This window comes from Cellulomonas soli (genome assembly GCF_052036975.1).
Lineage (GTDB): Bacteria > Actinomycetota > Actinomycetes > Actinomycetales > Cellulomonadaceae > Cellulomonas > Cellulomonas soli_A.
Window position 1 is genome coordinate 75,901 of record NZ_JBQIAR010000012.1, and the last position, 22,742, is coordinate 98,642.

General features: G+C 73.5%; 22 protein-coding genes and 1 tRNA gene. 21 read left to right on the forward strand and 2 right to left on the reverse strand.

The window, feature by feature from the left end:
* The first annotated feature begins 34 nt into the window (after positions 1-34).
* From ACTHAM_RS13095 to ACTHAM_RS13140, 10 genes are read left to right on the forward strand one after another with little or no spacing between them, the layout of a single operon-like run.
* Complete coding sequence (locus ACTHAM_RS13095; protein ID WP_440688147.1) at positions 35-283, forward strand: hypothetical protein; 249 nt, start codon at positions 35-37, stop codon at positions 281-283.
* A 29-nt stretch (positions 284-312) separates the two neighbouring features.
* Entirely contained in the window at positions 313-1,323 is a 1,011-nt protein-coding gene (locus tag ACTHAM_RS13100; protein ID WP_440688149.1) for a hypothetical protein, read from the forward strand.
* Positions 1,320-2,816, forward strand: coding sequence for a F0F1 ATP synthase subunit alpha (locus ACTHAM_RS13105; RefSeq protein ID WP_440688151.1), 1,497 nt, complete (start codon positions 1,320-1,322; stop codon positions 2,814-2,816). The genes ACTHAM_RS13100 and ACTHAM_RS13105 overlap by 4 nt, the downstream gene beginning before the upstream one ends.
* Positions 2,813-3,754 (forward strand): F0F1 ATP synthase subunit gamma, encoded by a 942-nt coding sequence (locus ACTHAM_RS13110; protein ID WP_440688153.1) that lies wholly within the window; start codon positions 2,813-2,815, stop codon positions 3,752-3,754. The genes ACTHAM_RS13105 and ACTHAM_RS13110 overlap by 4 nt, the downstream gene beginning before the upstream one ends.
* On the forward strand, positions 3,747-5,135 hold the full coding sequence (gene atpD / locus ACTHAM_RS13115) for a F0F1 ATP synthase subunit beta (RefSeq protein ID WP_440688155.1): 1,389 nt from the start codon (positions 3,747-3,749) through the stop codon (positions 5,133-5,135). Before ACTHAM_RS13110 ends, atpD begins: the two co-directional genes overlap by 8 nt.
* Complete coding sequence (locus tag ACTHAM_RS13120; protein WP_440688157.1) at positions 5,135-5,557, forward strand: hypothetical protein; 423 nt, start codon at positions 5,135-5,137, stop codon at positions 5,555-5,557. The genes atpD and ACTHAM_RS13120 overlap by 1 nt, the downstream gene beginning before the upstream one ends.
* Positions 5,554-6,147 carry a hypothetical protein gene (locus ACTHAM_RS13125; protein ID WP_440688159.1) on the forward strand — a complete coding sequence of 198 codons (594 nt, stop codon included), beginning with the start codon at positions 5,554-5,556 and terminating at the stop codon, positions 6,145-6,147. The genes ACTHAM_RS13120 and ACTHAM_RS13125 overlap by 4 nt, the downstream gene beginning before the upstream one ends.
* Entirely contained in the window at positions 6,144-6,536 is a 393-nt protein-coding gene (locus tag ACTHAM_RS13130) for a hypothetical protein (RefSeq protein WP_440688161.1), read from the forward strand. Before ACTHAM_RS13125 ends, ACTHAM_RS13130 begins: the two co-directional genes overlap by 4 nt.
* Positions 6,537-6,569: 33 nt before the next feature.
* Positions 6,570-7,043, forward strand: a complete 474-nt coding sequence (locus tag ACTHAM_RS13135; protein WP_440688163.1) for a GNAT family N-acetyltransferase — start codon at positions 6,570-6,572, stop codon at positions 7,041-7,043.
* The gene (locus ACTHAM_RS13140) at positions 7,040-7,402 is read left to right on the forward strand and encodes a VOC family protein (protein ID WP_440688165.1); all 363 of its coding nucleotides are present in this window, start codon (positions 7,040-7,042) and stop codon (positions 7,400-7,402) included. Before ACTHAM_RS13135 ends, ACTHAM_RS13140 begins: the two co-directional genes overlap by 4 nt.
* Positions 7,403-7,680: 278 nt before the next feature.
* On the opposite strand, the gene ACTHAM_RS13145 is transcribed toward ACTHAM_RS13140, so the two are convergent.
* Both ACTHAM_RS13145 and ACTHAM_RS13150 read right to left on the reverse strand, forming a co-directional pair.
* Positions 7,681-7,753 (reverse strand) — tRNA-Arg (locus ACTHAM_RS13145).
* 53 nt (positions 7,754-7,806) lie between these two features.
* Positions 7,807-8,460, reverse strand: a complete 654-nt coding sequence (locus ACTHAM_RS13150; protein ID WP_440688167.1) for a FadR/GntR family transcriptional regulator — start codon at positions 8,458-8,460, stop codon at positions 7,807-7,809.
* Positions 8,461-8,544: 84 nt separating this feature from the next.
* Here ACTHAM_RS13150 and argS point away from each other — a divergent pair, with 84 nt between their 5' ends.
* From argS to thrC, 11 genes are all read left to right on the forward strand, one after another.
* Positions 8,545-10,224 carry an arginine--tRNA ligase gene (argS, locus tag ACTHAM_RS13155; RefSeq protein WP_440688169.1) on the forward strand — a complete coding sequence of 560 codons (1,680 nt, stop codon included), beginning with the start codon at positions 8,545-8,547 and terminating at the stop codon, positions 10,222-10,224.
* Positions 10,221-11,594 (forward strand): diaminopimelate decarboxylase, encoded by a 1,374-nt coding sequence (gene lysA, locus ACTHAM_RS13160; protein WP_440688171.1) that lies wholly within the window; start codon positions 10,221-10,223, stop codon positions 11,592-11,594. Before argS ends, lysA begins: the two co-directional genes overlap by 4 nt.
* Positions 11,595-11,801: 207 nt before the next feature.
* Positions 11,802-12,932: a heme/hemin ABC transporter substrate-binding protein gene (locus tag ACTHAM_RS13165; RefSeq protein ID WP_440688173.1), complete on the forward strand. Its 1,131-nt coding sequence runs from the start codon at positions 11,802-11,804 to the stop codon at positions 12,930-12,932.
* Positions 12,929-14,038 carry a FecCD family ABC transporter permease gene (locus ACTHAM_RS13170; protein WP_440688175.1) on the forward strand — a complete coding sequence of 370 codons (1,110 nt, stop codon included), beginning with the start codon at positions 12,929-12,931 and terminating at the stop codon, positions 14,036-14,038. Before ACTHAM_RS13165 ends, ACTHAM_RS13170 begins: the two co-directional genes overlap by 4 nt.
* A complete protein-coding gene (locus ACTHAM_RS13175) occupies positions 14,035-14,886 on the forward strand; it encodes a heme ABC transporter ATP-binding protein (protein ID WP_440688177.1) in 852 nt (283 codons plus the stop codon). Before ACTHAM_RS13170 ends, ACTHAM_RS13175 begins: the two co-directional genes overlap by 4 nt.
* Positions 14,883-16,007 carry a hypothetical protein gene (locus ACTHAM_RS13180; protein WP_440688179.1) on the forward strand — a complete coding sequence of 375 codons (1,125 nt, stop codon included), beginning with the start codon at positions 14,883-14,885 and terminating at the stop codon, positions 16,005-16,007. The genes ACTHAM_RS13175 and ACTHAM_RS13180 overlap by 4 nt, the downstream gene beginning before the upstream one ends.
* Positions 16,004-17,254, forward strand: a complete 1,251-nt coding sequence (locus ACTHAM_RS13185) for a hypothetical protein (RefSeq protein WP_440688181.1) — start codon at positions 16,004-16,006, stop codon at positions 17,252-17,254. The genes ACTHAM_RS13180 and ACTHAM_RS13185 overlap by 4 nt, the downstream gene beginning before the upstream one ends.
* A 107-nt stretch (positions 17,255-17,361) precedes the next feature.
* Positions 17,362-19,107 carry a hypothetical protein gene (locus tag ACTHAM_RS13190; RefSeq protein ID WP_440688183.1) on the forward strand — a complete coding sequence of 582 codons (1,746 nt, stop codon included), beginning with the start codon at positions 17,362-17,364 and terminating at the stop codon, positions 19,105-19,107.
* A gap of 72 nt (positions 19,108-19,179) precedes the next feature.
* Positions 19,180-20,157: a WxL protein peptidoglycan domain-containing protein gene (locus tag ACTHAM_RS13195; RefSeq protein WP_440688185.1), complete on the forward strand. Its 978-nt coding sequence runs from the start codon at positions 19,180-19,182 to the stop codon at positions 20,155-20,157.
* 136 nt (positions 20,158-20,293) lie between these two features.
* Positions 20,294-21,646 carry a homoserine dehydrogenase gene (locus ACTHAM_RS13200; RefSeq protein WP_440688186.1) on the forward strand — a complete coding sequence of 451 codons (1,353 nt, stop codon included), beginning with the start codon at positions 20,294-20,296 and terminating at the stop codon, positions 21,644-21,646.
* Positions 21,646-22,734, forward strand: coding sequence for a threonine synthase (thrC, locus tag ACTHAM_RS13205; RefSeq protein WP_440688189.1), 1,089 nt, complete (start codon positions 21,646-21,648; stop codon positions 22,732-22,734). Before ACTHAM_RS13200 ends, thrC begins: the two co-directional genes overlap by 1 nt.
* The last annotated feature ends 8 nt before the right edge of the window (positions 22,735-22,742 follow it).

The window sequence follows — 22,742 nt, forward strand, 5'->3', positions numbered from 1 at the left end:
GGAGATCCCGGACGGACGAGGTGGAAGGTCGAGCATGAACGAGAGCGTCGTCGCGGCCAGCGTGCTGGGCGCGGCCCTGGTCGTCGGGCTCGGCGTCCTGGGTGCCTGCCTCGGGCAGGGTCACGCGGTCGCGCGGGCCATCGAGTCGTTGGGGCGCAACCCCAACGCGCGTGGCGTCGTGATGCACGTCCTGATCATCGGGCTGGTGACGATGGTCGTGCTGATGCTGTTCGCGCTGGCCATCGCCGTCGTCCTGCTCTACGTCAACCCGTTCGTCGGTTGAGCGGCGCGGCGGACCCGGAGGCCGGTGACATGGGTGACCTGACGACGCAGCTCGTCGTGGTCCTCGTGCTCGCGGTGACCTCGGTGGCCTCGACGGCCGTCGCCCGGCGTCTGCTGCACACCGTGGACCGTACGCACGACGCGGACCTGGCGTTCTTCCGTGCGGGCTACACGAGCGCCTCGGCGGCACAGCGGGACCTGACCCGGCAGCTCGAGGTGGCGTTGGCCGAGCTCGACGAGGCGCGGTCGGCCGGTGAGCGCGAACGCGCGGCGGCGGTGTTCGCGTCGAACCGGGCCGAGACGCTCGAGGAGCAGGTCCGGGACCTGCGTGAGCATGCCGTGGCGGCCGGCCGGGCGGTCGGCGGTGTGGCCGGCCAGAGCGCCGTGGAGCTCGAGTCGTTGTTCGACGACCTGGTGCCCCGCTACCTCGACGACGAGGAGTCGCTGTTCCGGGAGGCCATCGACACCCATCAGCGGATCGTGGCGACCCGGATCGCGAGCCTGGCGCTGCCGTACCGGGAGATCCCGGCGCTGCTGGCCGCGTTGACGCCGCGCGAGGTCGACTCCTACCTGGGCTCCGCCGAGCTGTTCCTGGCACGGGCACGTGACTTCGGTCTGCGCACCCGCCTGTTCGCGACGAGCACCTCGCCCGCCGAGGCCGGTGCGGTGCTGGACCGGCTGGACCTGCTGGCCGGGTGCGACGAGCAGTTCCGCCACTCCGCCCCGGTGCTGGTGCACCGGTACAGCCATGTCGCGGTCGAGGACCTCGTCGACCGGTTGCGCCGGTGCGCGCAGCTGGCCCGCAGCGGTGCGCGCCCCGTGGTGCGCGTGCCCAGCAGCGACGGTGTGGACACGGTCCGGCGGTTGCTGGCCGAGGCCGGTGCCGACCCGGCGGCGCGGTGCGAGGTCGACCGTCACCTGCTGGCCGGTGTGGTCGTCGACTCCGAGCTCGGCTACGTCGACCTGTCGTTGCGGCAGCTGGCCACCACGTCCGCCTGGGACGGCGGCCACCCCGGTCTGACCAGGCAGGTGAGCGTGTGACGCATCTTGTGGATCTCTCCCAGGCCGCCCTCGGCGGGTTCGGCGACGTGTACGGCGAGCTCGGTGCGGTGACCGAGGTCGCCGACGGTGTGGTGTTCTGCTCGGGGCTGCTCAAGGCGCGCCTCAACGAGGTGGTGCTGATCGACGGCACGCACCGTGGCGTGGTGGTGCTGCTCACCGAGGACTTCGTCGGCATCGGTGTGATGGCGCGCGGCCGTGACACGGTGCGCGAGGGGTCGACGGTCGAGCTGACCGGTGAGCTGTTCACGGCCACCGTCAGCGGTGACATCGCCGGTCGGGTGCTGGACTGCTCGGGCACGCCCGTGGACGGCGGCCGCCGGCTGGCCGGCACGGTCGGTCGCGCGGCCTTCGCCGAACCGCCGGAGCTGAGCGCGATCGCCCGCGTGGACCGGCCACTGGAGACGGGCATCGTCGCGATCGACGCGGTCACCCCGATCGGCAAGGGCCAGCGCCAGCAGATCCTCGGAGACCGGGCCACCGGCAAGACGCAGCTGGTGATGGACATCATCGTCAACCAGCGTGGCAAGCGGGTGCGCTGCCTGTACGTGGCGTTGGGGTCGCGGATCAGCGAGGTCTCGGCGTTGTGCGACCAGCTGCGGGTGCGTGGCGCCATGGAGTACACGACCGTGGTCCTGGCCCCGGCGGACGCCTCGTTGGCGGAGATCTACCTGGCCCCGTACTACGCCGCGGCCCTGGCCGAGCAGCTGCGCGACGCCGGCGAGGACGTGCTGCTGGTCTTCGACGACCTCACCGCGCACGCCGACGCGTACCGCTCGATCGCGCTGCTGCTGCGCCGCACCCCGGGCCGTGAGGCGTACCCCGGTGACGTGTTCTACCTGCACGGCAGCCTGCTGGAACGTGGCGCGCAGATGACCGAGGAGAAGGGCGGCGGGTCGATCACCATGCTCGCCCTGGTCGACACGCTGTCCGGTGACGTTACCGGGTACATCGCCTCGAACGTCATGTCCATCACCGACGGGCAGATCGTGCTGTCCTCGACGCTGGCCAACGAGGGGCAGATGCCCCCGATCGACCTGGGACCCTCGGTGTCCCGCATCGGCCGCGACGCGCAGTACCCGGTGGTCGCCCGGCTCACCGGCGGTCTGCGTCGGGTGCTGGCCGCGTACGAGGACCTCAAGCCGATGCTGATGTACGACAACGCCCTCAGCGCGCACCAGCGGCACCAGGTCGCGCAGGCGCGCGCCATCCGTGCCGTCCTGGCGCAGCGGGCGTGGCAGCCGGTCCGGCTCGGTGAGCTGGTGGTGCTGCTGTGGGCGCTGCAGCAGGGCGTGCTGGCGGCGCTGCCCGCATGGGACATGACCGTGATGCGCGACCTGCTGGTCAAGGTCGCCAACGAGTCGGAGGACTACCCGGACTTCGAGGACTCGATCCGGCAGATCGACGAGCTCGCCGAACCGCACCTGGAGTTCCTGCGCGGCGTGGTCGAGGCCGCCCGGGCGAGGCTCGGATGAGCACCACCGGGTTGAAGGCCCTGGCCGACGAGATCGACTCGTTGGAGGCCACGAGCCAGGTGGTGCACGCGTTCGAGCTGCTGGCCATGGTGCACCTGCCCGAGCTGCGCCGGCAGGTCGACGCCGTGCACGCGTACACCGAGGCGGTGCTGCACTCGATCGCGGAGATCGCCGAGCACGGCGAGCTGCGCTACTCGGTGGAGGCCGAGGGGCAGGGCCGCCGCGACCTGGTGGTGCTGATCACCTCCTCGATGGGCATGTGCGGCTCGTACAACCAGGACGTGTTCACCGCGCTGGACAAGCACCTGCAGTCCGAGGGCGCAGACGTGGGCGCGGGCGCGGGCGCAGGCGACGATGCGGAGCGCACGGTCGAGGCCGACTACCTCGTCATCGGCAGCCGTGGCCTGCGCCACCTGACCGACCGCCGGCAGGCCGTGCTGGGCGCGTACGACCTGGCCCTGGAGAGCGTCGACGTGGCCACGGTCGCCGGCCTGGCCGCCGCGGCCGTCGACCGGGTGCGAGCCGGTCACAACCGCCGTGTCCTGGTCGTCTACACCCACTACGAGGACGTCGTGACGTTCACGGCGCGCGTGGTGCAGCTGTACCCGTTGCACCTGCCGCCACCGCGACCCGTCGACGTGCACGCCCCCGTGGTCGACTTCGAGCTCGAACCGGCGGAGGTGCTCACCCAGTTCGTCGACAGCTACGCCATCGGCCAGCTGTTCGCGTGGGTGCGGCACGCGGTGGCCTCCGAGTACGGCATGCGCCGCATGACCACCAACCTGTCCAAGCGGGCGCTGCGCGACTCGTTGACGGAGCGGCGTCGGCACTACCGCAAGGTCCGCATGGCCGCCGAGTCGGCGGAGCTGCTGGACGTGATGAGCAGCCAGCAGGCCGTCCGTGGACGGCGCACCAGCAGGGGAGCACGCGATGACTGAGCAGTCCACGGCGGTGCGCCGGGGAACCGTGACGGGCGTCAACGGGTTCATCCTCGACGCGCTGTTCGCCAACCAGGAGCTGCCCGAGATCGGCGCCGCGCTGGAGTACACCGGCCCGGCCGGCACGTACGCCGCCGAGGTCGTCGCGCACGTGGGTCTGGACACCGTGCGGGCCAACGCGATCGGCGAGACGAGCGGGGTGCGCCGTGGCCAGGAGGTGCTGGCCACCGGGGCACCGATGTGCTTCCCGGTGGGCGAGGGCCTGCTCGGGCGCCGCCTCGACGCGCGCGGCACCCCGACCGACGACCGTGGCCCGTTGCAGTTCACCGAGCTGCGCCCCATCGCCCGGCCCGCGCCCGAGTTGGCCGACCTGTCCAGCCGACGTGAGATCGTCCGGACGGGCATCCGTGCCATCGACGTCATGTGCCCGATCCTGCGCGGCGGCAAGGCCGGGCTGTTCGGCGGTGCCGGTGTGGGCAAGTCGGTGCTCATCCAGGAGCTCATGGCCAGCATCGGCACCAGCGGCGGCGTCTCGGTGTTCGCCGGGGTCGGCGAGCGCGGCCGTGAGGGCGTCGAGCTGCACCGTGAGCTGACCGAGACCGGGGCCATGGAGTCCACGGTGATCGTGCTGGGCCGCATGTCCGAGGCACCCGGTGTGCGCATCCAGGCCGCGTACGCCGGGCTGACCGTCGCCGAGTACTTCCGTGACGACATGGGCCGCGACGTGCTGTTCTTCGTCGACAACGTGTTCCGCATGCTGCAGGCCGGTGCGGAGGTGTCCACCCAGCTGGGCAAGGCACCCATCATCGGCGGCTACCAGCCGACCCTGGCGGCCGAGATCGGCCGGTTCGAGGAGCGCATCGCCTCGACCACCAAGGCGGCCATCACGTCCGTCCAGGCGGTGTTCCTGCCCGCCGACGACATCGACGACCCGTCCGCGGTGGCCACGTTCGCGCACCTGGACTCGACGGTCGTGCTGTCACGGGCTGTCGCAGCCTCGGGCATCTACCCGGCGATCGACCCGTTGGCCTCCACCTCGCGCGGTCTCGACCCGACCCTCGTCGGCCACCGCCACTTCCAGGTCGCCACGGCCGCACGTGCGTGCCTGCAGCGGTACTCCGAGATCGAGGAGATCGTCTCGATCGTCGGTCTGGAGGAGCTGGGGGAGTCGGACCGCAAGACCGTGCGGCGCGCCCGCATGATCCGCAACTACCTCGCGCAGCGCCTCGTGGTCTCCGAGCGGTACACCGGCGAACCCGGTGTCGTCGCCGACCTGGCCACCAGCCTCGACGTGCTCGAGGGCATCTGCGAGGGCAGCTACGACGACCGCGACGACGAGGACTTCCTCTACGTCGAGCAGCTGCCGCCGGCAGGTGCGTGATGCGCATCCGGGCGATCAGCCCCGCCGGGGTGCGGCTCGAGGACGTCATCGACTCCCTCACGGTCGACACCTCGACCGGCCAGCAGACCATCCTCGACGGGCACTCGGCGTTCATCGGCCTGTTCTCCCGCTCGTGCGTGCGCGTGGTCCTCGACCCGGGCGAGCTCGAGCAGCGCACCGTCGAGCTGTGGGCCGCGTACGGCTACGTGCACGTGCTCGACGGTGACGTGGCCCTGGTCGCCCTGGGCTTCGGCGAGAGCGAGCAGGAGCTCGACGAGCTGATCGCGTCCATCGAGACGGCCCGCCTGAACCCCCCGACCCCCGTGGCGCCGCCACCCACCCGCGCCGCGCGACGCACCGGTGCCGGTGACGTGCTGCCCCACCCGCGCACGGCCGCGGCCACCGACGAGGTGCGGGTGTGAGCGGCCTGGTCGTGGCCGCCCTGGCACTCACCGTCGCCGTGGGCCTGGGCCCTGCCCTGCTGCTGGCCGTGCTCGTGCGCGTCCCCCGCACCCGCCGCGCCACCGTGGCCCGCCTGACCCGCGGACGCGAACGCCTGCGCCTGGACGCGCCCCTGTGGTCCGCGCTGGCCGTGTTCGTCGGCTCCTGCCTCGGGCTCACCCTGATCGTCGTCGCCCAACCCGTGCGCTTCCCGTACCCCGTGGTGCTCACCTGGTCCGCCGCGCTCGCGGTGCTGCTCGGCGCCGCGCACGTCGACCAGGTGCACCGCGGACGTCGCCGACCGGGCCTGTTCCTGGCCGAGCACGCCCTGGGCCTGCTGGGTATCGGTGCGGCCGTCGGCGGGGTGCTGCTCGTCGCGCTCGCGGCACGTCAGGCGCTGCTGGGCACGTGGAGCGCGATGGGTGCGCTCGCTGCGCCCGTGCTCGTCGTCGTGGTCCTCGTCGTGGCGGCCCTGCTCACCGAGCTGCTGGCCTGGTGCGCGCAGTACCGGGTGCGCCCGGTGCGGGTGCTCGCCGACCCTGCGCTGCTGCACGCCGGGCGGCCGTCATGACGCGCCGCGCGCTGATCGCCCTGACGCTGCTGCTGGGTGCCGCCGCCGCGGGGTGCACCTCGCAGCCTGAGCCGCTCGTGGAGTCGCACCCCGACTTCTGCACGCAGCTCATCGCCGGCGTGGCCGACTACACGGACTTCGCCTCCGCCGTCATCGACGGCACCGAGGTGACCGCCCCCGTCCGCGACGTCGCCGCGAGCTACGTCGCCGCCCTGCGCGCCTCCGCCCCCGACGACACGGAGGTCACCGCCGCCCTGGCCACCTACACCACCCCGTACGAGGTGGACCGGTGGGCGCAGGGCCAGGAGGACGACGCCCCTGAGCCCGTCGACGCCGACACCCTCACGGCCGCCACGTCCACCCTGCTGACGGCATGCGCCACCCAGTAGCCACCCGGTAGCCACCCAGTAGCCTCACCACCCGTGACCCTGACCTACCACCGCGCCCCGACCGCGCAGGTCGACCCGCTGGTGCTCTACCGTCTGCTGCGTCTGCGTGTGCAGGTGTTCGTCGTCGAGCAGCACTGCGCCTACGAGGACCTCGACGGCCGCGACGTCGAACCCGGCACCGAGCTGCTGTGGGCGACCGACGGCGACGAGGTCCTCTCCACCGTCCGTGTGTTGCACGACGCGACCGCCCTGCGCATCGGACGCGTCGCGACCGCCCCCGCCGCCCGGTCTCGCGGCGTCGCCGGTGAGCTCATGCGGCGAGCCGTCGAACGCTGCACCGAGCTGGACCCCACCGCCGACATCGTCCTGGGCGCCCAGGCGCACCTGGCGCCCTGGTACGCCCGGTTCGGGTTCGCCGTCGACGGCGAACCGTACGACGAGGACGCCATCCCGCACCTGCCGATGCGCCGCCCGGCGGAGTCGCGGCAACAGGGGCACAGCGCATGAGCGTCGAGCTCGCCGAGGTCTGCTTCCTCACTCGTGACGTCCGGCGGCTCGCCGCCTTCTACCGCGACCTGCTCGGCACCCTCAGCGACAGCGACGACCCCGTGCACCAGACGTTCGAGCAGCACGGCCTGCAGCTCTCGATCCAGCAGGACGACTCCACCGACCCCGAGGGTCGTCAGCGCCTGGTCGTCGCGTTCGCGGTCGACGACGTCGACGCCGAGCACGAACGACTCCTCGGCCTGGGCGTGCAGGTCCTCGAACCACCCACGGCCCGCCCGTGGGGCGCCCGCAACCTGGTCGTCGCCGACCCCGACGGCAACCGCGTCTACCTGCGCACCCTCCTGCCGGGGCCGGTGTAGCCCGCCGATGGGCTGCTCAGACGCCGCCCTCGCGTGGCGGCACGTCTGAGTGATGGACGCGACACCTGGAGACGGTGGCTCGCCAGAGCGGCGATTCGGTGTCCGCGAGACAGTGACCTGGAGCTTGGCCGTGGCACTGCCCGTGCTGGCCGGGTACTTCCTCCTTGCGGGCCTGATCCCCGGCGGCTGACGACCGACCCGCGGCGACCTCATGCACAGTGATCGCGCACGATTCCCGACGAGCGTGCAGGCGCACCACTGGGACCGGCTGTGATGGGTGCCCGCGAAAGGACTCGAACCTTCGACCTTCTGCTCCGGAGGCAGACGCTCTATCCACTGAGCTACGCGGGCCTTCACGCGGACCGTCGAGACGGTGCTGCGCGGTGCACGACACTACCAGCCGATCAGCGGTCCCCGAGCAGCGCGGACAGGTACTGGGACGTCTCCTCGACGGCGCGGTCGTCGTCGCCGGCCACGATGGCGTCGACCAGGCCGTCGTGCGCGTCGTGCCCGTGGGTGTCGGCGACGAAGTTGAAGCGGATGTTCTCGCCGATCGCGTCGAGCAGGTTCTCGTACAGGCTGTTGAGCACGGGGTTGGCGGCGGTGCGCACGATCAGGCGGTGCAGGTCCAGGTCGGTGGTGACCATGCGTTCGAGGTCGCCGGCCTGGTAGGCGGCGGCGCGTTCGTCGCGGCGGTGCAGCAGGGCGTTGGCGTCGTCGGCGGAGCGGCGGCGGGCGGCCAGGCGTGCGGCCTCGATCTCCAGGGCGCGGCGCACCTCGATGACGTCGCGCTGGCGGGCCTCGGCGATCTGGCGTCCCATGCTGACGGCCATCTCCGAGGTGGACAGCACGAACGTGCCCGACCCCTGGCGGCGGGCCAGCAGCCCGGCGTGCACGAGCGACTGGACGGCTTCGCGCACGGTGTTGCGACCCACGCCGAGCAGGGTGACCAGGGCGGGCTCGGGCGGGATGCGGGAACCGACGGGCCACTCGCCCGAGACGATGCGGGAGCGGATCTCGCCGACGGTGGTGTCGATCAGCCCGGTGCGGCGCGTCATGCCTGGTCGTCTCGGTGTGCGGGCATGGCCTGCAGTCAACACGACGGCGAAGGGTGCGCGCCAGCGTTCCCCTACCCTTGTCAGGTGACTCCCGCCGAGCTCTCCCAGGCACTGCGTGCCGCCCTGCTGTCCGCCGTCGAGGACGGCACGTTCACCCTCGCGGTCGAGGACGTCCCGGCAGAGGTCCGGGTGGAGCGACCCCGTCAGCGCGAGCACGGCGACTGGGCGTCGAACGTGGCGATGCAGCTGGCCAAGAAGGCCGGCGTGAACCCGCGCGCGTTCGCCGAGGAGCTCGCGCGGCGCCTGGCGGACTTCCCCGGTGTGGCGAAGGTCGACGTGGCCGGCCCCGGGTTCCTCAACATCACCCTCGATGCGGCCGCCGCCGGTGAGCTGGCCCGCTCGGTCGTCGAGCAGGGCGCCACCTACGGCAACAACGACACGTTCGCCGGGCTGCGGATCAACCTGGAGTTCGTCTCGGCGAACCCCACCGGCCCGATCCACATCGGTGGTGTGCGGTGGGCGGCCGTGGGCGACTCGCTGGCCCGCGTGATGGCCGCGTCGGGCGCGCAGGTCGAGCGCGAGTACTACTTCAACGACCACGGCGAGCAGATCGACCGGTTCGCGCGGTCGTTGCTGGCCCGTGCCCGTGGCCTGGAGGCCCCGGAGGACGGGTACGGCGGGCAGTACATCACCGAGATCGCCGAGCGGGTCACCGCGATCGCGCTCGCGGACGGCCGCCCGGACCCGAAGACGCTGCCGGACGCCGAGGCGCAGGAGGCCTTCCGTGCCGGTGGGGTCGACCTGATGTTCGGGGAGATCAAGCAGTCGCTGCACGACTTCGGCGTCGACTTCGACGTGTACTTCCACGAGGACTCGCTGCACGCGTCGGGTGCCGTGGAGCGGGCCGTGGCCCGCCTGCGCGAGCTGGGGCACGTGTACGAGTCCGAGGGGGCGACGTGGCTGCGCACGACCGACTTCGGTGACGACAAGGACCGCGTCATCATCAAGTCGGACGGCAACGCCGCCTACATCGCCGGCGACATCGCCTACTACCTCGACAAGCGCGAGCGCGGGTTCGACCGGGTCCTGATCATGCTGGGCGCCGACCACCACGGGTACATCGGCCGAATGATGGCGGTGTGCGCGGCGTTCGGCGACACCCCGCACGTCAACCTCGAGCTGCTCATCGGCCAGCTGGTGAACCTGGTGCGCGACGGTCAGCCGGTGCGCATGTCCAAGCGTGCGGGCACGGTCGTCACGATCGACGACCTGGTCGACGCGGTCGGCGTGGACGCGGCGCGGTACGCGCTGGCTCGTTCGTCGGCCGACTCGAGCATCGACCTGGACCTGGACCTGCTGGCCCGGGCGACCAACGAGAACCCCGTGTTCTACGTGCAGTACGCGCACGCCCGCACGGTGAACGTGGCGCGCAACGCGGCGCAGGCCGGGGTGCGCCGCACCGACGGCTTCGACGCCTCGCTGCTGGACCACGAGACGGAGTCGGTCCTGCTGGGGCAGATCGCCGAGCTGCCGCGGGTGGTGGCGCAGGCCGCCGAGCTGCGCGAGCCGCACCGCGTGGCCCGCTACCTGGAGGAGCTGGCCGGGGCGTACCACAAGTGGTACGACCAGCGCCGGGTCACGCCGTTCGGCGACGAGGAGGTCTCGGACGTGCACCGCACGCGCCTGTGGCTCAACGACGCGACCCGTCAGGTGCTGGCCAACGGCCTGGCGTTGCTGGGCGTCAGCGCCCCGGAGCGCATGTGAGCCTGGGGGAGCCGTGGTCGACCGGGGTGACCCGGGGCGACGACGGTGCGCTGCGGGTGGCGGGCCTGGACGTGCGCACGCTCGCGGCGCAGCAGGGCACCCCGGCGTACGTGCTCGACGAGGTGGATCTGCGCCGGCGTGCCCGGCACTACCGCGAGGCGTTCGAGCAGGCGTTCGCGCAGGTCGGCACGGGTGTCGACGTGTACTACGCCGGCAAGGCGTTCCTGTCGGTCGCGGTCGCGCGCTGGGTGCACGAGGAGGGCCTGCGGGTCGACACCTCCACCGGGGGCGAGCTGGCCACGGCGCTGCGCGCGGGCGTGCCCGGTGCGGACCTGGGCCTGCACGGCAACAACAAGTCGGACGCCGAGATCGACGTGGCGCTCGAGGCGGGCGTCGGTCGGATCATCGTCGACTCCCTCGTCGAGATCGACCGGGTGGCCGCGGCTGTCCGGGCGCTGGGGGTCGCCCCCGCGCCGGTCATGGTGCGGGTGACCACGGGTGTGCACGCGGGCGGCCACGAGTACATCTCGACGGCGCACGAGGACCAGAAGTTCGGCCTGTCCATCGCCCCGGGCGCGCCCGGGCTCGACGGGGAACCCGGTGACTCGCCGGCGATGGCGGCGCTGCTGGCGGTGCTGGCCCACCCCGAGCTGCGGCTGCTGGGGATCCACTCGCACATCGGCTCGCAGATCCTGGACCCCTCGGGGTTCACGGTCGCCGCACGGGCGGTGCTGACCCTGCGGGCGCAACTGGCGGCGCGCACGGGCGTGCTGGTCGACGAGGTGGACCTGGGTGGCGGGTACGGCATCGCGTACCTGCCCGGTGAGGTCGCGCTCGACCCGGACCGCATCGCCAAGGAGGTCGCCTCTGCGGTCGAGGCGGTGGCCGCCGAGCTGGGCACGCCGCTGCCGCGGTTCTCCATCGAGCCGGGCCGTTCCATCGCTGGTCCGGCCGGCATGACGCTCTACACGGTCGGCACGGTCAAGCCGGTGCGTCTCGACGACGGCCGGGTGCGCACGTACGTCTCGGTCGACGGCGGCATGAGCGACAACATCCGGCCCGCCCTGTACGGCGCGCACTACCACGCCGAGCTGGCCAACCGGGTCTCGTCGGCGGCTCCCGTGCTGGCACGCGTGGTCGGCAAGCACTGCGAGAGCGGCGACATCGTGGTCCACGAGGTGCAGCTGCCCGGCGACGTGCAGGCGGGCGACCTGCTGGCCGTGGCCGCCACGGGTGCGTACGGGCGCTCGATGGCCTCGAACTACAACCTGGTGCCGCGCCCCCCGGTGGTGGCGGTGCGCGAGGGGCGGGCGCGGGTGCTGGTGCGCCGCGAGACCGTCGAGGACCTGCTCGCGCTCGACCTCGGCTGACGGTGCCTCGGCGCTGCTGCGCCGCTGACCTGGCCGAAGGCCCCGTGGACCACCGTTCACGGGGCCTTCGTCGTCCCTGCTGCTCGTCGCACTGCGTCGTGCCCGTCCGGTTGACTAAGGCATGCCTAACCAAAGTAAGGTGTGCCTGCCTAGGACGTCCGTCCGGGTCAGGTCGGGCCAGCAGGTCCATCACGGGGCGGGGTGGAGATGCGCGCGGCGCACGCACGGACGAGGTCGGGGTGGCGCAGCCAGGCGGGCCGGTGGCGTGCAGGGGCCGTCGTCGTCCTGCTCGCACTCGCCGGGTGCTCCGTCGCAGGCAGCGCCGAGACCATCGGGGGATCCGGCGGCGGCGTCCTGCTCGCCGACGTCACCCCGCTGGAGGACCCCCGGGTCGCCACCGGCCCGTCCACCGCCGTGCTGGCCGACACCGCACTGCGCCCCGTCGAGACGGACCCGGCAGTCACGCTCCCGGCCACCGTCACCGACCGGCAGGGCACCGTGGTCACCGTCACCGACACCAGCCGGATCCTCGCCCTGGACGTCTACGGCACGCTCGCCCGCACCGTCTACGAGCTCGGGCTCGGCGACCGGGTCGTCGGCCGCGACACCTCCTCGGCGTTCGCCGAGATCCTCGACAAGCCGCTGGTCACCACCAACGGCCATGAGCTCCACGGCGAGGCGATCCTCGAGCTGGCGCCCACGGTGATCCTCACCGACACGAGCCTGGGGCCGTGGGACGTGATCCTGCAGATGAGGGACGCGGGCATCCCCGTGGTCGTCGTCGACTCCGCGCGCAGCATGGACGGCGTCGGTGACCTCGTCCGTACCGTGGCCGCCGCCCTCGGAGTCCCCGACACGGGCGAGCGGCTGGCCGAGCGGGCCGAGGCCGAGATCGCCGCCAAGGTCGAGCAGATCGCCGCCATCGCCCCCGCCGACCCGGCCCAACGGCTGCGCGTCCTGTTCCTGTACGTGCGCGGCCAGTCCGGCGTGTACTACCTGTTCGGCCAGGGCTCGGGCGCCGACAGCCTGATCACGGCCCTCGGCGCGGTCGACGTGGCCACCGAGATCGGCTGGCAGGGCATGCGCCCGGTCAACGACGAAGGGCTCGTCGCCGCGCAGCCCGACGTGATCCTGGTGATGACCAAGGGCCTGGAGTCCGCCGGAGGCGTCGACGGGCTGATCGAACGGCTGCCCGCCATCGCCAGCACCCCCGCCGGGCAGCACCGACGGATCGTCGACATGGCCGACACCGAGGTGCTCAGCTTCGGCCCCGGCACCGCCGACGTGCTCGACGCGCTCGCCGTCGCGCTCTACGCGCCCGACGAGGCGCGCGCATGAGCGTGCTCGACCGCGCCGCGCCGCCGCACACCGAGCAGGATGCCCCGGCGCAGGCCCCCAGGTCGGCACGGCGGGCGCTCACCGTCGGTGCGCTGTTCACCGGGTTGACGCTCGCCCTGATCGCGCTCGTGCTCCTCGCCGCGGGCGTCGGCCAGCTGCGCGTGCCACCCGCGGAGGTGCTCGGCTCGGTGCTGCACCGCCTCGGGCTCGACATCGGTCCGATGCCCGGCCACCCGCAGGGCGAGGCAGCGCTGTGGACCATCCGGTTCCCGCGTGTCGCCATGGCGCTGCTGGTCGGCGCGGCCCTCGCTACCGCGGGCGCGCTCATGCAGGGCGTGTTCGGCAACCCGCTCGCCGAACCGGGGGTCGTCGGGGTGTCCTCCGGGGCGGCCGTCGGGGCGTGCGCCGTCATCGTCACCGGCGCCTCGTTCCTCGGGCCGTGGACCGTGGCCGTGGCTGCGTTCGTCTGCGGTCTGATCACCACGCTGCTCGTCTACGCGACCGCCCGCGACGGCGGACGCACCGAGGTCGTCACGCTCGTGCTCACCGGGGTGGCCGTCAACGCGGTCGCCGGTGCACTGCTGGGGCTGCTGACGTTCCTGGGCGACACGCAGGCGCGCGAGCAGATCGTGTTCTGGCAGCTCGGCAGCCTCAACGGCACCCGCTGGCCGTACGTGGCCGTCGTCGCGCCCGTGGTCCTGGTCGGGCTGGTCGGCGCGATGGTCGTGGCCCGCCGGCTGGACCTGCTGGCCCTGGGCGAGCGGGCCGCCCGGCACCTGGGGGTCGACGTCGAGCGCCTGCGGCTGGGCACGGTGGTGCTCGTCGCGCTCCTGACGGCGGTCGCGGTCGCGTTCGTGGGGATCATCGCGTTCGTCGGGCTGGTCGTGCCGCACCTGGTGCGGATGGCCGTCGGCCCGGGGCACCGGGTGCTGGTGCCCGCCAGTGCGCTCGGCGGGGCCGTGCTGCTGGTGGGCGCCGACCTCGTGGCACGCACCGCCGTGCCGTACGCCGACCTGCCCATCGGGATGCTGACCGCGGTGGTCGGCGGACCCTTCTTCTTCTGGTTGATCCGCCGCACGCGCCGCTCGGCCGGGGGCTGGGCATGAGCGGCGGACCGTGGCTCGCGGAGGTCGCGCGCGCGGTGGGCGCACGGACGCGGGCGGTCGTCGACGTGCAGGGCGTGAGCGTGCGCTACGGCGCGCGCCGGGTGCTGGACCGCGTCGACCTGAGCGTCCGCGCCGGCGAGCTGGTCGCCCTGGTCGGTCCCAACGGCGCCGGCAAGTCCACGCTGCTGGCCGCGCTGTCCGGTGACCTGGCCGCGCACGAGGGTCGGGTACTGCTCGACGGCCGTGCCCTGCGCGACTGGTCGCTGCGCGACCTGGCCCGCCGCCGCGCGGTGCTGCTGCAGGAGCAGCGGGTCTCGTTCCCGTTCGCGGTGCTCGACGTGGTGCGCATGGGCCGCGCACCGTGGGCCGGCACCGACCGGGAGGACCAGGACGACGACGTCGTCGCCCGTGCCCTGGCGCAGGCGGATGTCGTGGACCTCGCCGACCGACGGTTCGGCACGCTGTCGGGCGGGGAGAAGGCCCGCACCGGGTTCGCCCGGGCGCTCGCCCAGGAGCCAGGTGTGCTGCTGCTCGACGAGCCCACCGCGGCGCTGGACATCCGGCACCAGGAGTCGGTGCTCGCCCGGGTGCGGGCCCTGGCCGACGAGGGGCTTGCCGTGGTGGTCGTGCTGCACGACCTCTCGCTCGCCGCCGCGTGGGCGGACCGGGTGGTGGTCCTGCACGACGGGCAGGTGCGAGCCGACGGCACACCGCGTGACGTGCTCACGGCGGACCTGCTGGGCGAGGTGTACGGGCACCCGGTCGAGGTGCTGACCAGGCCCGGGACGGACGAGGTGGTGGTGCTGCCGGTCCGCCCGGCACGTGCGCCGACGGAGGGAGTGGCATGAGCAGGTCGGTGGCAGCCGTCACGGTGGTGCTGGCGTGCGCGGTGGCGGCCGTGGGACTGGTCGGTGCCACGGCGGCTCCGGCCCGCGCCGCGGCGAGGGTCACGGTGACCAACGAGGCCGGGACGGCGCAGGCCGACACCCGCTGGTCCACGCCGCTGACCGTGAGCGGCACGGGCTTCCAGTCGATCGACGGCGGGTTCGGCGGCATCTACGTCCTCTTCGGCTGGGTCGACGACCAGGGTGGCGTGTGGCGCCCCAGCCAGGGCGGGGTGACCGGCGAGGACCTGCGGTACGTGCCCGACTCCGAGCAGGCGCAGAACCAGGGCTACCAGCGGTTCGTCTCGTTCCCGGGCTCGCAGACCGAGGGGTCGGCCAACGGCGGGGTGATCGCGGCGGACGGCAGCTGGTCGGTCACGTTGACCGTCCCCGGACCGCAGTTCCAGGCACTCGACCGCTCGGGTGCGGCGACCACCGTCGACTGTCTGCAGGTCACGTGCGGCGTGATCACCATCGGCGCGCACGGTGTGGTCAACGCGGCGAACGAGACGTTCACCCCGGTGTCGTTCGGCGAGGTGCTGGGCGCCGCCGCGGTGGATGGGTCCGGAGGTGCCGGTGCAGCGGCCGCCGACGGCGCTGCGGCGGACGGTGCTGAGGCAGTGCAGGCACCTGCCCTCGCCACGCTGGGCATCTCGCCGTCGGCGCCGGTGGTGGGCCGGGTCATCAGCTTCACCGGGCAGGGCTTCACACCGGGCGAGCAGGTCGTCGGGTCGTTGGGGGCCGGGCTGGCGGCCGTCGGGCCGTTGACGGCCGGCGCCCAGGGTGAGGTGGCCGGTGTGCTCCAGCTGCCGCCCGACCTGCGGCCGGGCACGCAGGTGATCCGGCTGACCGGGGCGGCCTCGGGTGCGCTCGCCGAGCTGCAGTTCGAGGCGGTCGCCGACCCGGTCGCCGCCGCGGCGGCCCTCGGCGCGCCACAGGCGACGACGGGTCTCGACCCGGCGCTGGTCGCGGTGGCGCTCGCGGGCCTGCTGCTGCTGGCGACCACCGTCTCGTCGGCCTCGACCGCGCTGCGGCGCCGTCGGGCCCGTGCGGCGCGCACCCTCGACCCGCAGGGGGCACGGTGAGCAGCCACGCGGTGCGATCCGCCCTGGTCACGGTGGGCCTGGGTGCGGCGGTGCTGCTGCCTGCCGGTGCGGCGTGGGCTGTCGACCCCGCGCCTCCCGGAGTGCCCGTGACGGTGACCATCCCGGACACGGGCGGGCGAGGCGTCGATGACGCGCAGCTGCGCTGGGGCATCAACGTCGAGTCCACGGGTGGTGCGTACATCGGCGGCTGCAACTTCCTGTCGGCCGGCCTGGCGGGCGACACCGGTTCCGCCCGGGTGTGGACGGACCAGGACACGCTGTACCGCAGCGAGGACGGGGAGGTCCGCATCGAGCGCCCGGACGCGACGGGCGCCTACGTCGAGGCTGACTGGGCCACGCGCTGCCTCGACGCCGACGGTGCTCCGGTCAGCTCCTCGTCGGTGCTCAGCTCGACGCGCGCGGAGGCCGTGTTCGGCGGGGGTGTGGGCGAGGTCGACGTGCAGGCCGGGACGGCGACCGTGCGGTGGACCGGGTCGGTGACGTCGGCGTTCTACGGCGGCATGGCGTACTGGTCGTTCACGGACCCGGTGCTGACGGTCCGGGCCGACGGCTCGGGGACGCTGACCGCGTCGGCCTCGGGCTTCGGCGCGGACATGGCGGACCTGTCGCACTGGGCGCGGCTGCCGGCCCGGCAGGTGACGCTCGCGAGGCTGAGCGGGGTCGAGGTGACGGCCACCGGTCTGGTGGTGACGCCGGACTACCTCGGTGTCGACGTCGTGGTGCCCACGGGGTCGGCGGCCCAGGTCGCGGCGGACGCGACGAACGCGAGCTACCGGGGGTCGTTCCCGCAGTCGTTCGTCGACTTCCACGGGCAGACGGGGCTGGCCTCCTACTGGTACTCGAGCGGGGCGGCCCGGGACCGGGCCAAGCCTGCCTCGCCCGTGCTGGTCAGCTTCGACGCGGCGATGCCGGTCACGCGCCCGCCGGCGGCGGTGCCGGTCCCGGCTGCGGCGGTCTCGAACCCGCTGCGGGTCGCTCCGGCTGCGGCCCCAGGGGTGGTGAGCGCGGCGACCCCGCAGGGGCTGCCCGGCAACGAGGGGCCGCCCTGGGCGGGCTCGCCGGTGACGCTGGTCGCGGGGGAGCCCGGGCTGATCCCGGCAGGCGTCGCGTCGGCGGGGCGCGCCGTGCACGCACCCGTGCTGTGGGGGGTGTCAGGGGTGCTGACGCTGGCCGCGGGTCTGCTCCTCGGTGTCTCGAAGGGCTGGTTGGTCCTGCCGTGGCGATGACGCAGGTGAGACGGGTGTTGTGCCCGAGATGCACGGTAAGGTAAGCCTTACCTAAGACGACGGAGTCGTCACGCCCGGCGGGGCGCACCCGCCACGGAAGGAGAGCTGTGAACATCGCAGGAGCAGGCCGCGCCCGGCGCGCCGGTGCCGTCACCGGTGCCCTGGCGCTCGCCGCGGCCGTCGCGCTGACCGGCGCCACCCCCGCCGCCGCTGCCACCCAGCAGGTCGACGACGCCACGTTCACCTGGGGCCTCAACGGGTACGCGCAGGTCGGCATCTTCGGCCCGTGGACCTACAAGGACCTCACCGGCAACGCCTCCGTGCTCACCGGCAGCGTGTCCGGCGGCACGCAGAGCACCTACCTCGTCGAACCCACGCCCGCGACGTCCTTCCCGATCTCCAAGGCAGGCAAGACCCCCAACGCCGTGCACTTCGTGGCCGGCACCGGCGCGGTCGACCCCGACTCGGGCGCCGCGACGCTCGCCTGGGACGGCAGCTACACCGTCAACGCCTACCCGGCGCAGTACAGCGCCCCGAACGAGATCTACGCCGACCCCGAGCTCGAGGTCGCCGCCGACGGCTCCGGCAGCCTGTCGTTCGAGTTCACGCTCGGCGCCGGCACCGACATGTCCGGCAACCCCGTCGCCGAGCAGTCCTTCGGCCGGCTCGACCTGGTCACGTTCAGCCCCGGCTCGATCGACGTGCTCGCCGACGGCCAGGTCCGGTTCACGCCGGACTACCAGGGCGTCGCCGTGACCGTCGCCGACAGCAGCGCGCAGACCACGTGCACCGCGTCCGGCACCGCGACCGGCTGGTGGGGCTCGTGGGCACCCGAGTTCGTCAACGCCCTGCCCTCCTCCGTCCGCCCGCACTTCTACTCCACGGGCTGCGGCGGCATGCAGGACGCCAAGCCATCCCTGCCGGTCGACGTGACCTACACCGTGCAGGACGTCGTCGCCCCGGCCACGCCGCAGGTCGTCGTCTCCTCCACCACGCTGCAGGCCGACGGCACCAGCGACATCACCGTCACCGGCACCGGCTTCACGGCCGCCGCCGACGGCACGGTGCCCGGCATCTACGTGGCCGTCGGACCGAAGGTCGGCGAGACCTGGTACCTGGACGCCTCGCGCTTCCAGTACGCCAAGTACGTGCGCACCACCGGTCCGGAGACCGAGACCGCCTCGGGTGCCCGCCTGCAGGCCGACGGCACCTTCACGCTCACGTTCCAGGACGTCGCACCCGTCTACACCAAGGGCACCACGACGTACGACGCCGCGGTGACCCCGCTGAACGTGCTGACCTTCGCGGCGCAGGGCTCGACCAACCGCACCCTCGACACGGTGACGCCGCTGACGTTCGTCGACGCGCAGGGTCTGCCGATCACCGTCGTCGTGCCCGAGGCCCCCGTGGAGCCGGGCACGTTCGCGTGGACGATCGACGGCGGCACCGGTGCGGTCGACCTGGGCACCGCCACGGCCACCGCGGCCGGCTTCGCCGCGGCGGGCGCGCTGCGCACCGTCACCGTCACCGACACCCGCGCGGACACCCCGGCCTGGACCCTCACCGGTCAGGTCGGCGCGTTCACGGCCACCGGCGGTCAGCAGTTCGGCGGCCAGTCCCTGGGCTGGGCCCCCGCCCTGACGCAGAACACCGTCGGAGCGGTCGCCGGAGCGAGCGTCGCCCCGGGCGTCGGCACCGACGACGGCCTGGCACCCTCGCGCACGCTCGTCTCCGCCGCCGCCGGGCACGCCAAGGGCACCGTGGCGGTCGACGCCGCACTGTCCCTGCTCGCCCCGGCGGACACCCCCGCGGGCGCCTACACGGCCACGCTCACCCTCACGGCGCTCGGCTGACCCCGACGCCCCGCACACGTCGAGTCCCCCGGTCTGGCGGCCGGGGGACTCGGCACGCACCGAAGGACCCGCATGCCCCGCACCGTGACCCGACCGCGCACCCGGCGCACGCTCGCCGTCCTCGCCCTGGCCCTGGTGGGCCTGCTCGGACCGACGATGCCCGCCGCGACGGCCGACGACACCCTCAGCTGGAGCGTGCGCCCCGCCGACGGCGAGCAGGGCACCGCGCGCCCCAACTACCAGTACGCGCTCGCGGCCGGCGACGTGGTCCACGACGGGTTCGAGGTGACCAACCACGGTGCGACACCGCTCACCCTGCGGCTGTACGCCGCCGACGGCTTCACCACGCCCGAGGGGCAGCTCGACCTGCTCGCCGCAGGCGAACCCTCGACCGACGTCGGCACCTGGGTGACGCTCGAGCGCACCGAGCTGACGCTGCAACCCGGCGAGGTCGCTGTCGTGCCGTTCACCCTCACCGTGCCCGCCGACGCCGCTCCCGGCGACCACACCGGCGGCGTCGTCACCTCCGTCAGCACGGCCGGGGCCGGCTCCACCGTGGTGCTCGACCGCCGGCTCGGCTCGCGCATGCACGTGCGCGTTCAGGGCGAGCTGCACCCCGCGCTCGCGGTCGGCGACGTGCAGGTCGTGCACCACGGCGGGCTCGACCCGTTCCGCAGCGGCTCGTCGACCGTGACGTTCACGGTCGAGAACACCGGCAACGCCCGTACCACCGCGGCGGTGCGGGTCGTCCTGGCCGGGCCCGGGGGTCTCGCCCCGGTGCAGGTGAGTGCGGCCGCCCTGCCCGAGCTGCTGCCGGGTTCCGTGCACACCCAGCAGGTCGAGGTGGCCGGGGTGTGGCCGCTGGGTCGGCTGCACGCGCGGGTCGAGCTCGTGCCGCAGGCCGTCGGCATCGGTGAGACCGCCGGTCGGGCCGTGCAGTCAGAGGCCGGCACCTGGGCCGTGCCGTGGAGCGCCGTGGTGCTCGTGCTCCTCGTGGTCGTCGGCGCACTCCTCGGCCCCCGCGTCCTCGCCCGGGTGCGGCGTCGCTGAGCAGGCAGGGCGCACCCGCGCCCATCGACCGGACACGCCCGCGCCGGCGGGGCTCGCGCTCTATCCTTGCCCCGGCACCCGTCGACCCCGCGTCCGGGCCCGCCGTGCGTGAGATCCGTCGTCGAGAGGGCCCCCTGTGACCGCCACCGCCCCCCAGGGTGATCGTCACGCGCCGCTGCGCGTCGCCGTGCTCGGCTGCGGTGTCGTCGGGACCGAGGTCGTGCGGCTGCTGACGACGCAGGCCGAGGACCTGGCCGCCCGTGTGGGTGCACCGCTGCAGCTGGTCGGCGTGGCCGTGCGCGACACCACCGTCGAGCGCGACCCGGTCGTCGACCCGGCGCTGCTGACCGCCGACGCCGCCGAGCTCGTCACCCGGGCCGACGTCGTCGTGGAGGTCCTGGGCGGCATCGAGCCGGCCCGGTCCCTGATCCTGCGGGCCATCGAGCACGGTGCCGCGGTCGTCACGGCCAACAAGGCGCTGCTCGCGCAGGACGGCCCCACGCTGTACGCCGCAGCCGACGCCGCCGGAGTGGACCTGTACTTCGAGGCGGCTGTCGCCGGGGCCATCCCGATCGTGCGCCCCGTGCGCGAGTCGCTCGTCGGCGACAAGATCCGCCGCGTGCTCGGCATCGTCAACGGCACCACCAACTACGTGCTGGACAAGATGGCCACCGAGGGCCTCGACCTGGAGCAGGCCGTCAAGGAGGCGCAGGCGCTCGGCTACGCCGAGGCCGACCCCACGGCGGACGTCGAGGGCTACGACGCGGCGGCCAAGGCCGCGATCCTCGCCTCGCTCGCGTTCCACACGCGCGTCTCGCTCGACGACGTCGACCGCGAGGGCATCACCGCCCTGACGGCCGACGACGTCGCCTGGGCGGCCCGCACCGGGCACGTGCTCAAGCTGCTGGCCATCGCCGAGCGTGGTCAGGCCGAGGACGGCACCCCGGGTGTGCAGGTCAGGGTGCACCCCGCGCTGGTCCCCGCCTCGCACCCGCTGGCCGGTGTGCGCGGCGCCTTCAACGCGGTGTTCGTCGAGGCCGAGGCCGCCGGCGAGCTCATGTTCTACGGCCGTGGGGCAGGCGGTGCCCCGACCGCGTCGGCGGTGCTCGGCGATGTCGTCTCGGTCGCCCGTCACCGTGTGCTCGGCGGTCGGGGGCCGGTCGAGTCGTCGTACGCCGACCTGCCCGTCCTGCCGGCCGAGGCGGCCCGCACCCGCTACCAGATGCGTCTCGACGTGGTCGACCGCCCGGGCGTGCTCGCGCAGGTCGCCGCGGTGCTGGCCGAGCACGGGGTGTCGATCGAGGCGGTGCGCCAGACGCCCGTGGGCGACGACCCGCTCGAGAACTCCCTGGCCGCCGGGGACGTCGCCCGCCTGGTCATCACCACGCATGCCGCGACCGAACGCGCGCTGCGCGGCACGGTCGAGTCGATCGAGGGGCTCGACGTCGTGCGTCGCGTCCTCTCCGTCCTGCGAGTCGAAGGAGCCTGATGGCCCACCAGTGGCGCGGCATCATCGCCGAGTACGCCGACCGCCTGCCCGAGCACGTCCGCCGCACCGTGGTGACGTTGGGGGAGGGCGGCACGCCGCTCGTACCCGCACCGGTGCTGTCGCAGCGCACGGGTGCGCAGGTGTTCCTCAAGGTCGAGGGCATGAACCCGACCGGCTCGTTCAAGGACCGCGGCATGACGACGGCGATCTCGGCCGCGGCCGACCGCGGGGCGCGGGCGGTGGTGTGCGCCTCGACGGGCAACACCTCGGCGTCCGCCGCCGCGTACGCCACGCGCGCCGGCATGGTCTGCGCGGTGCTGGTGCCCGACGGCAAGATCGCCATGGGCAAGCTCAGCCAGGCCGTCGCGCACGGTGCCCGCCTGTTGCAGGTCGACGGCAACTTCGACGACTGCCTGGTCGCGGCCCGCAAGCTCGCCGAGGCGTACCCGGTCGAGCTGGTCAACTCGGTCAACCCCGACCGCATCGAGGGCCAGAAGACCGCCTCGTTCGAGGTCGTCGACGCACTCGGCGACGCCCCCGACATCCACGTGCTGCCGGTCGGCAACGCCGGCAACATCACGGCGTACTGGCGCGGCTACCGCGAGTACGCGGGCCTCGACGCGGGTGCCGCGCATGCCGCCGTGTCGACGCGGACCCCGATCATGTGGGGCTTCCAGGCGGCCGGTGCGGCGCCGATCGTCGCCGGTCACCCGATCACCGAGCCGGAGACCATCGCCACGGCCATCCGCATCGGCAACCCCGCCTCGTGGGAGCAGGCCGAGCAGGCGCGGGACGTCTCCGGTGGCCTCATCGAGGCCGTCACCGACGAGGAGATCCTCGCCGCGCACCGGGTGCTGTCCGCCCAGGAGGGCGTGTTCGTCGAACCGGCGTCCGCCGCCGGCGTGGCGGGTCTGCTGCGCCTGTCGGACGAGGGCCGGGTGCCCTCCGGTGCGCGCATCGTCATCACGGTGACGGGGCACGGCCTGAAGGACCCGCAGTGGGCGCTGCGCACGCCCGACGGCAGCGAGGTCACCCCGGTGCGTGTCACGGCGGACGTCGTGTCCATCGCCGACGCGCTCGGTCTGTAGGGCGGCCC

Coding starts and splice junctions, on each gene's coding strand:
- thrC (WP_440688189.1), top strand. CDS start 21,646: ATGGCCCACCAGTGGCGCGGCATCATCGCCGAGTACGCCGACCGCCTG.
- ACTHAM_RS13130 (WP_440688161.1), top strand. CDS start 6,144: ATGACGCGCCGCGCGCTGATCGCCCTGACGCTGCTGCTGGGTGCCGCC.
- ACTHAM_RS13175 (WP_440688177.1), top strand. CDS start 14,035: ATGAGCGGCGGACCGTGGCTCGCGGAGGTCGCGCGCGCGGTGGGCGCA.
- ACTHAM_RS13195 (WP_440688185.1), top strand. CDS start 19,180: ATGCCCCGCACCGTGACCCGACCGCGCACCCGGCGCACGCTCGCCGTC.
- ACTHAM_RS13110 (WP_440688153.1), top strand. CDS start 2,813: ATGAGCACCACCGGGTTGAAGGCCCTGGCCGACGAGATCGACTCGTTG.
- ACTHAM_RS13150 (WP_440688167.1), bottom strand. CDS start 8,460: ATGACGCGCCGCACCGGGCTGATCGACACCACCGTCGGCGAGATCCGC.
- ACTHAM_RS13170 (WP_440688175.1), top strand. CDS start 12,929: ATGAGCGTGCTCGACCGCGCCGCGCCGCCGCACACCGAGCAGGATGCC.
- ACTHAM_RS13095 (WP_440688147.1), top strand. CDS start 35: ATGAACGAGAGCGTCGTCGCGGCCAGCGTGCTGGGCGCGGCCCTGGTC.
- ACTHAM_RS13100 (WP_440688149.1), top strand. CDS start 313: ATGGGTGACCTGACGACGCAGCTCGTCGTGGTCCTCGTGCTCGCGGTG.
- ACTHAM_RS13140 (WP_440688165.1), top strand. CDS start 7,040: ATGAGCGTCGAGCTCGCCGAGGTCTGCTTCCTCACTCGTGACGTCCGG.
- ACTHAM_RS13120 (WP_440688157.1), top strand. CDS start 5,135: ATGCGCATCCGGGCGATCAGCCCCGCCGGGGTGCGGCTCGAGGACGTC.
- ACTHAM_RS13180 (WP_440688179.1), top strand. CDS start 14,883: ATGAGCAGGTCGGTGGCAGCCGTCACGGTGGTGCTGGCGTGCGCGGTG.
- ACTHAM_RS13165 (WP_440688173.1), top strand. CDS start 11,802: ATGCGCGCGGCGCACGCACGGACGAGGTCGGGGTGGCGCAGCCAGGCG.
- atpD (WP_440688155.1), top strand. CDS start 3,747: ATGACTGAGCAGTCCACGGCGGTGCGCCGGGGAACCGTGACGGGCGTC.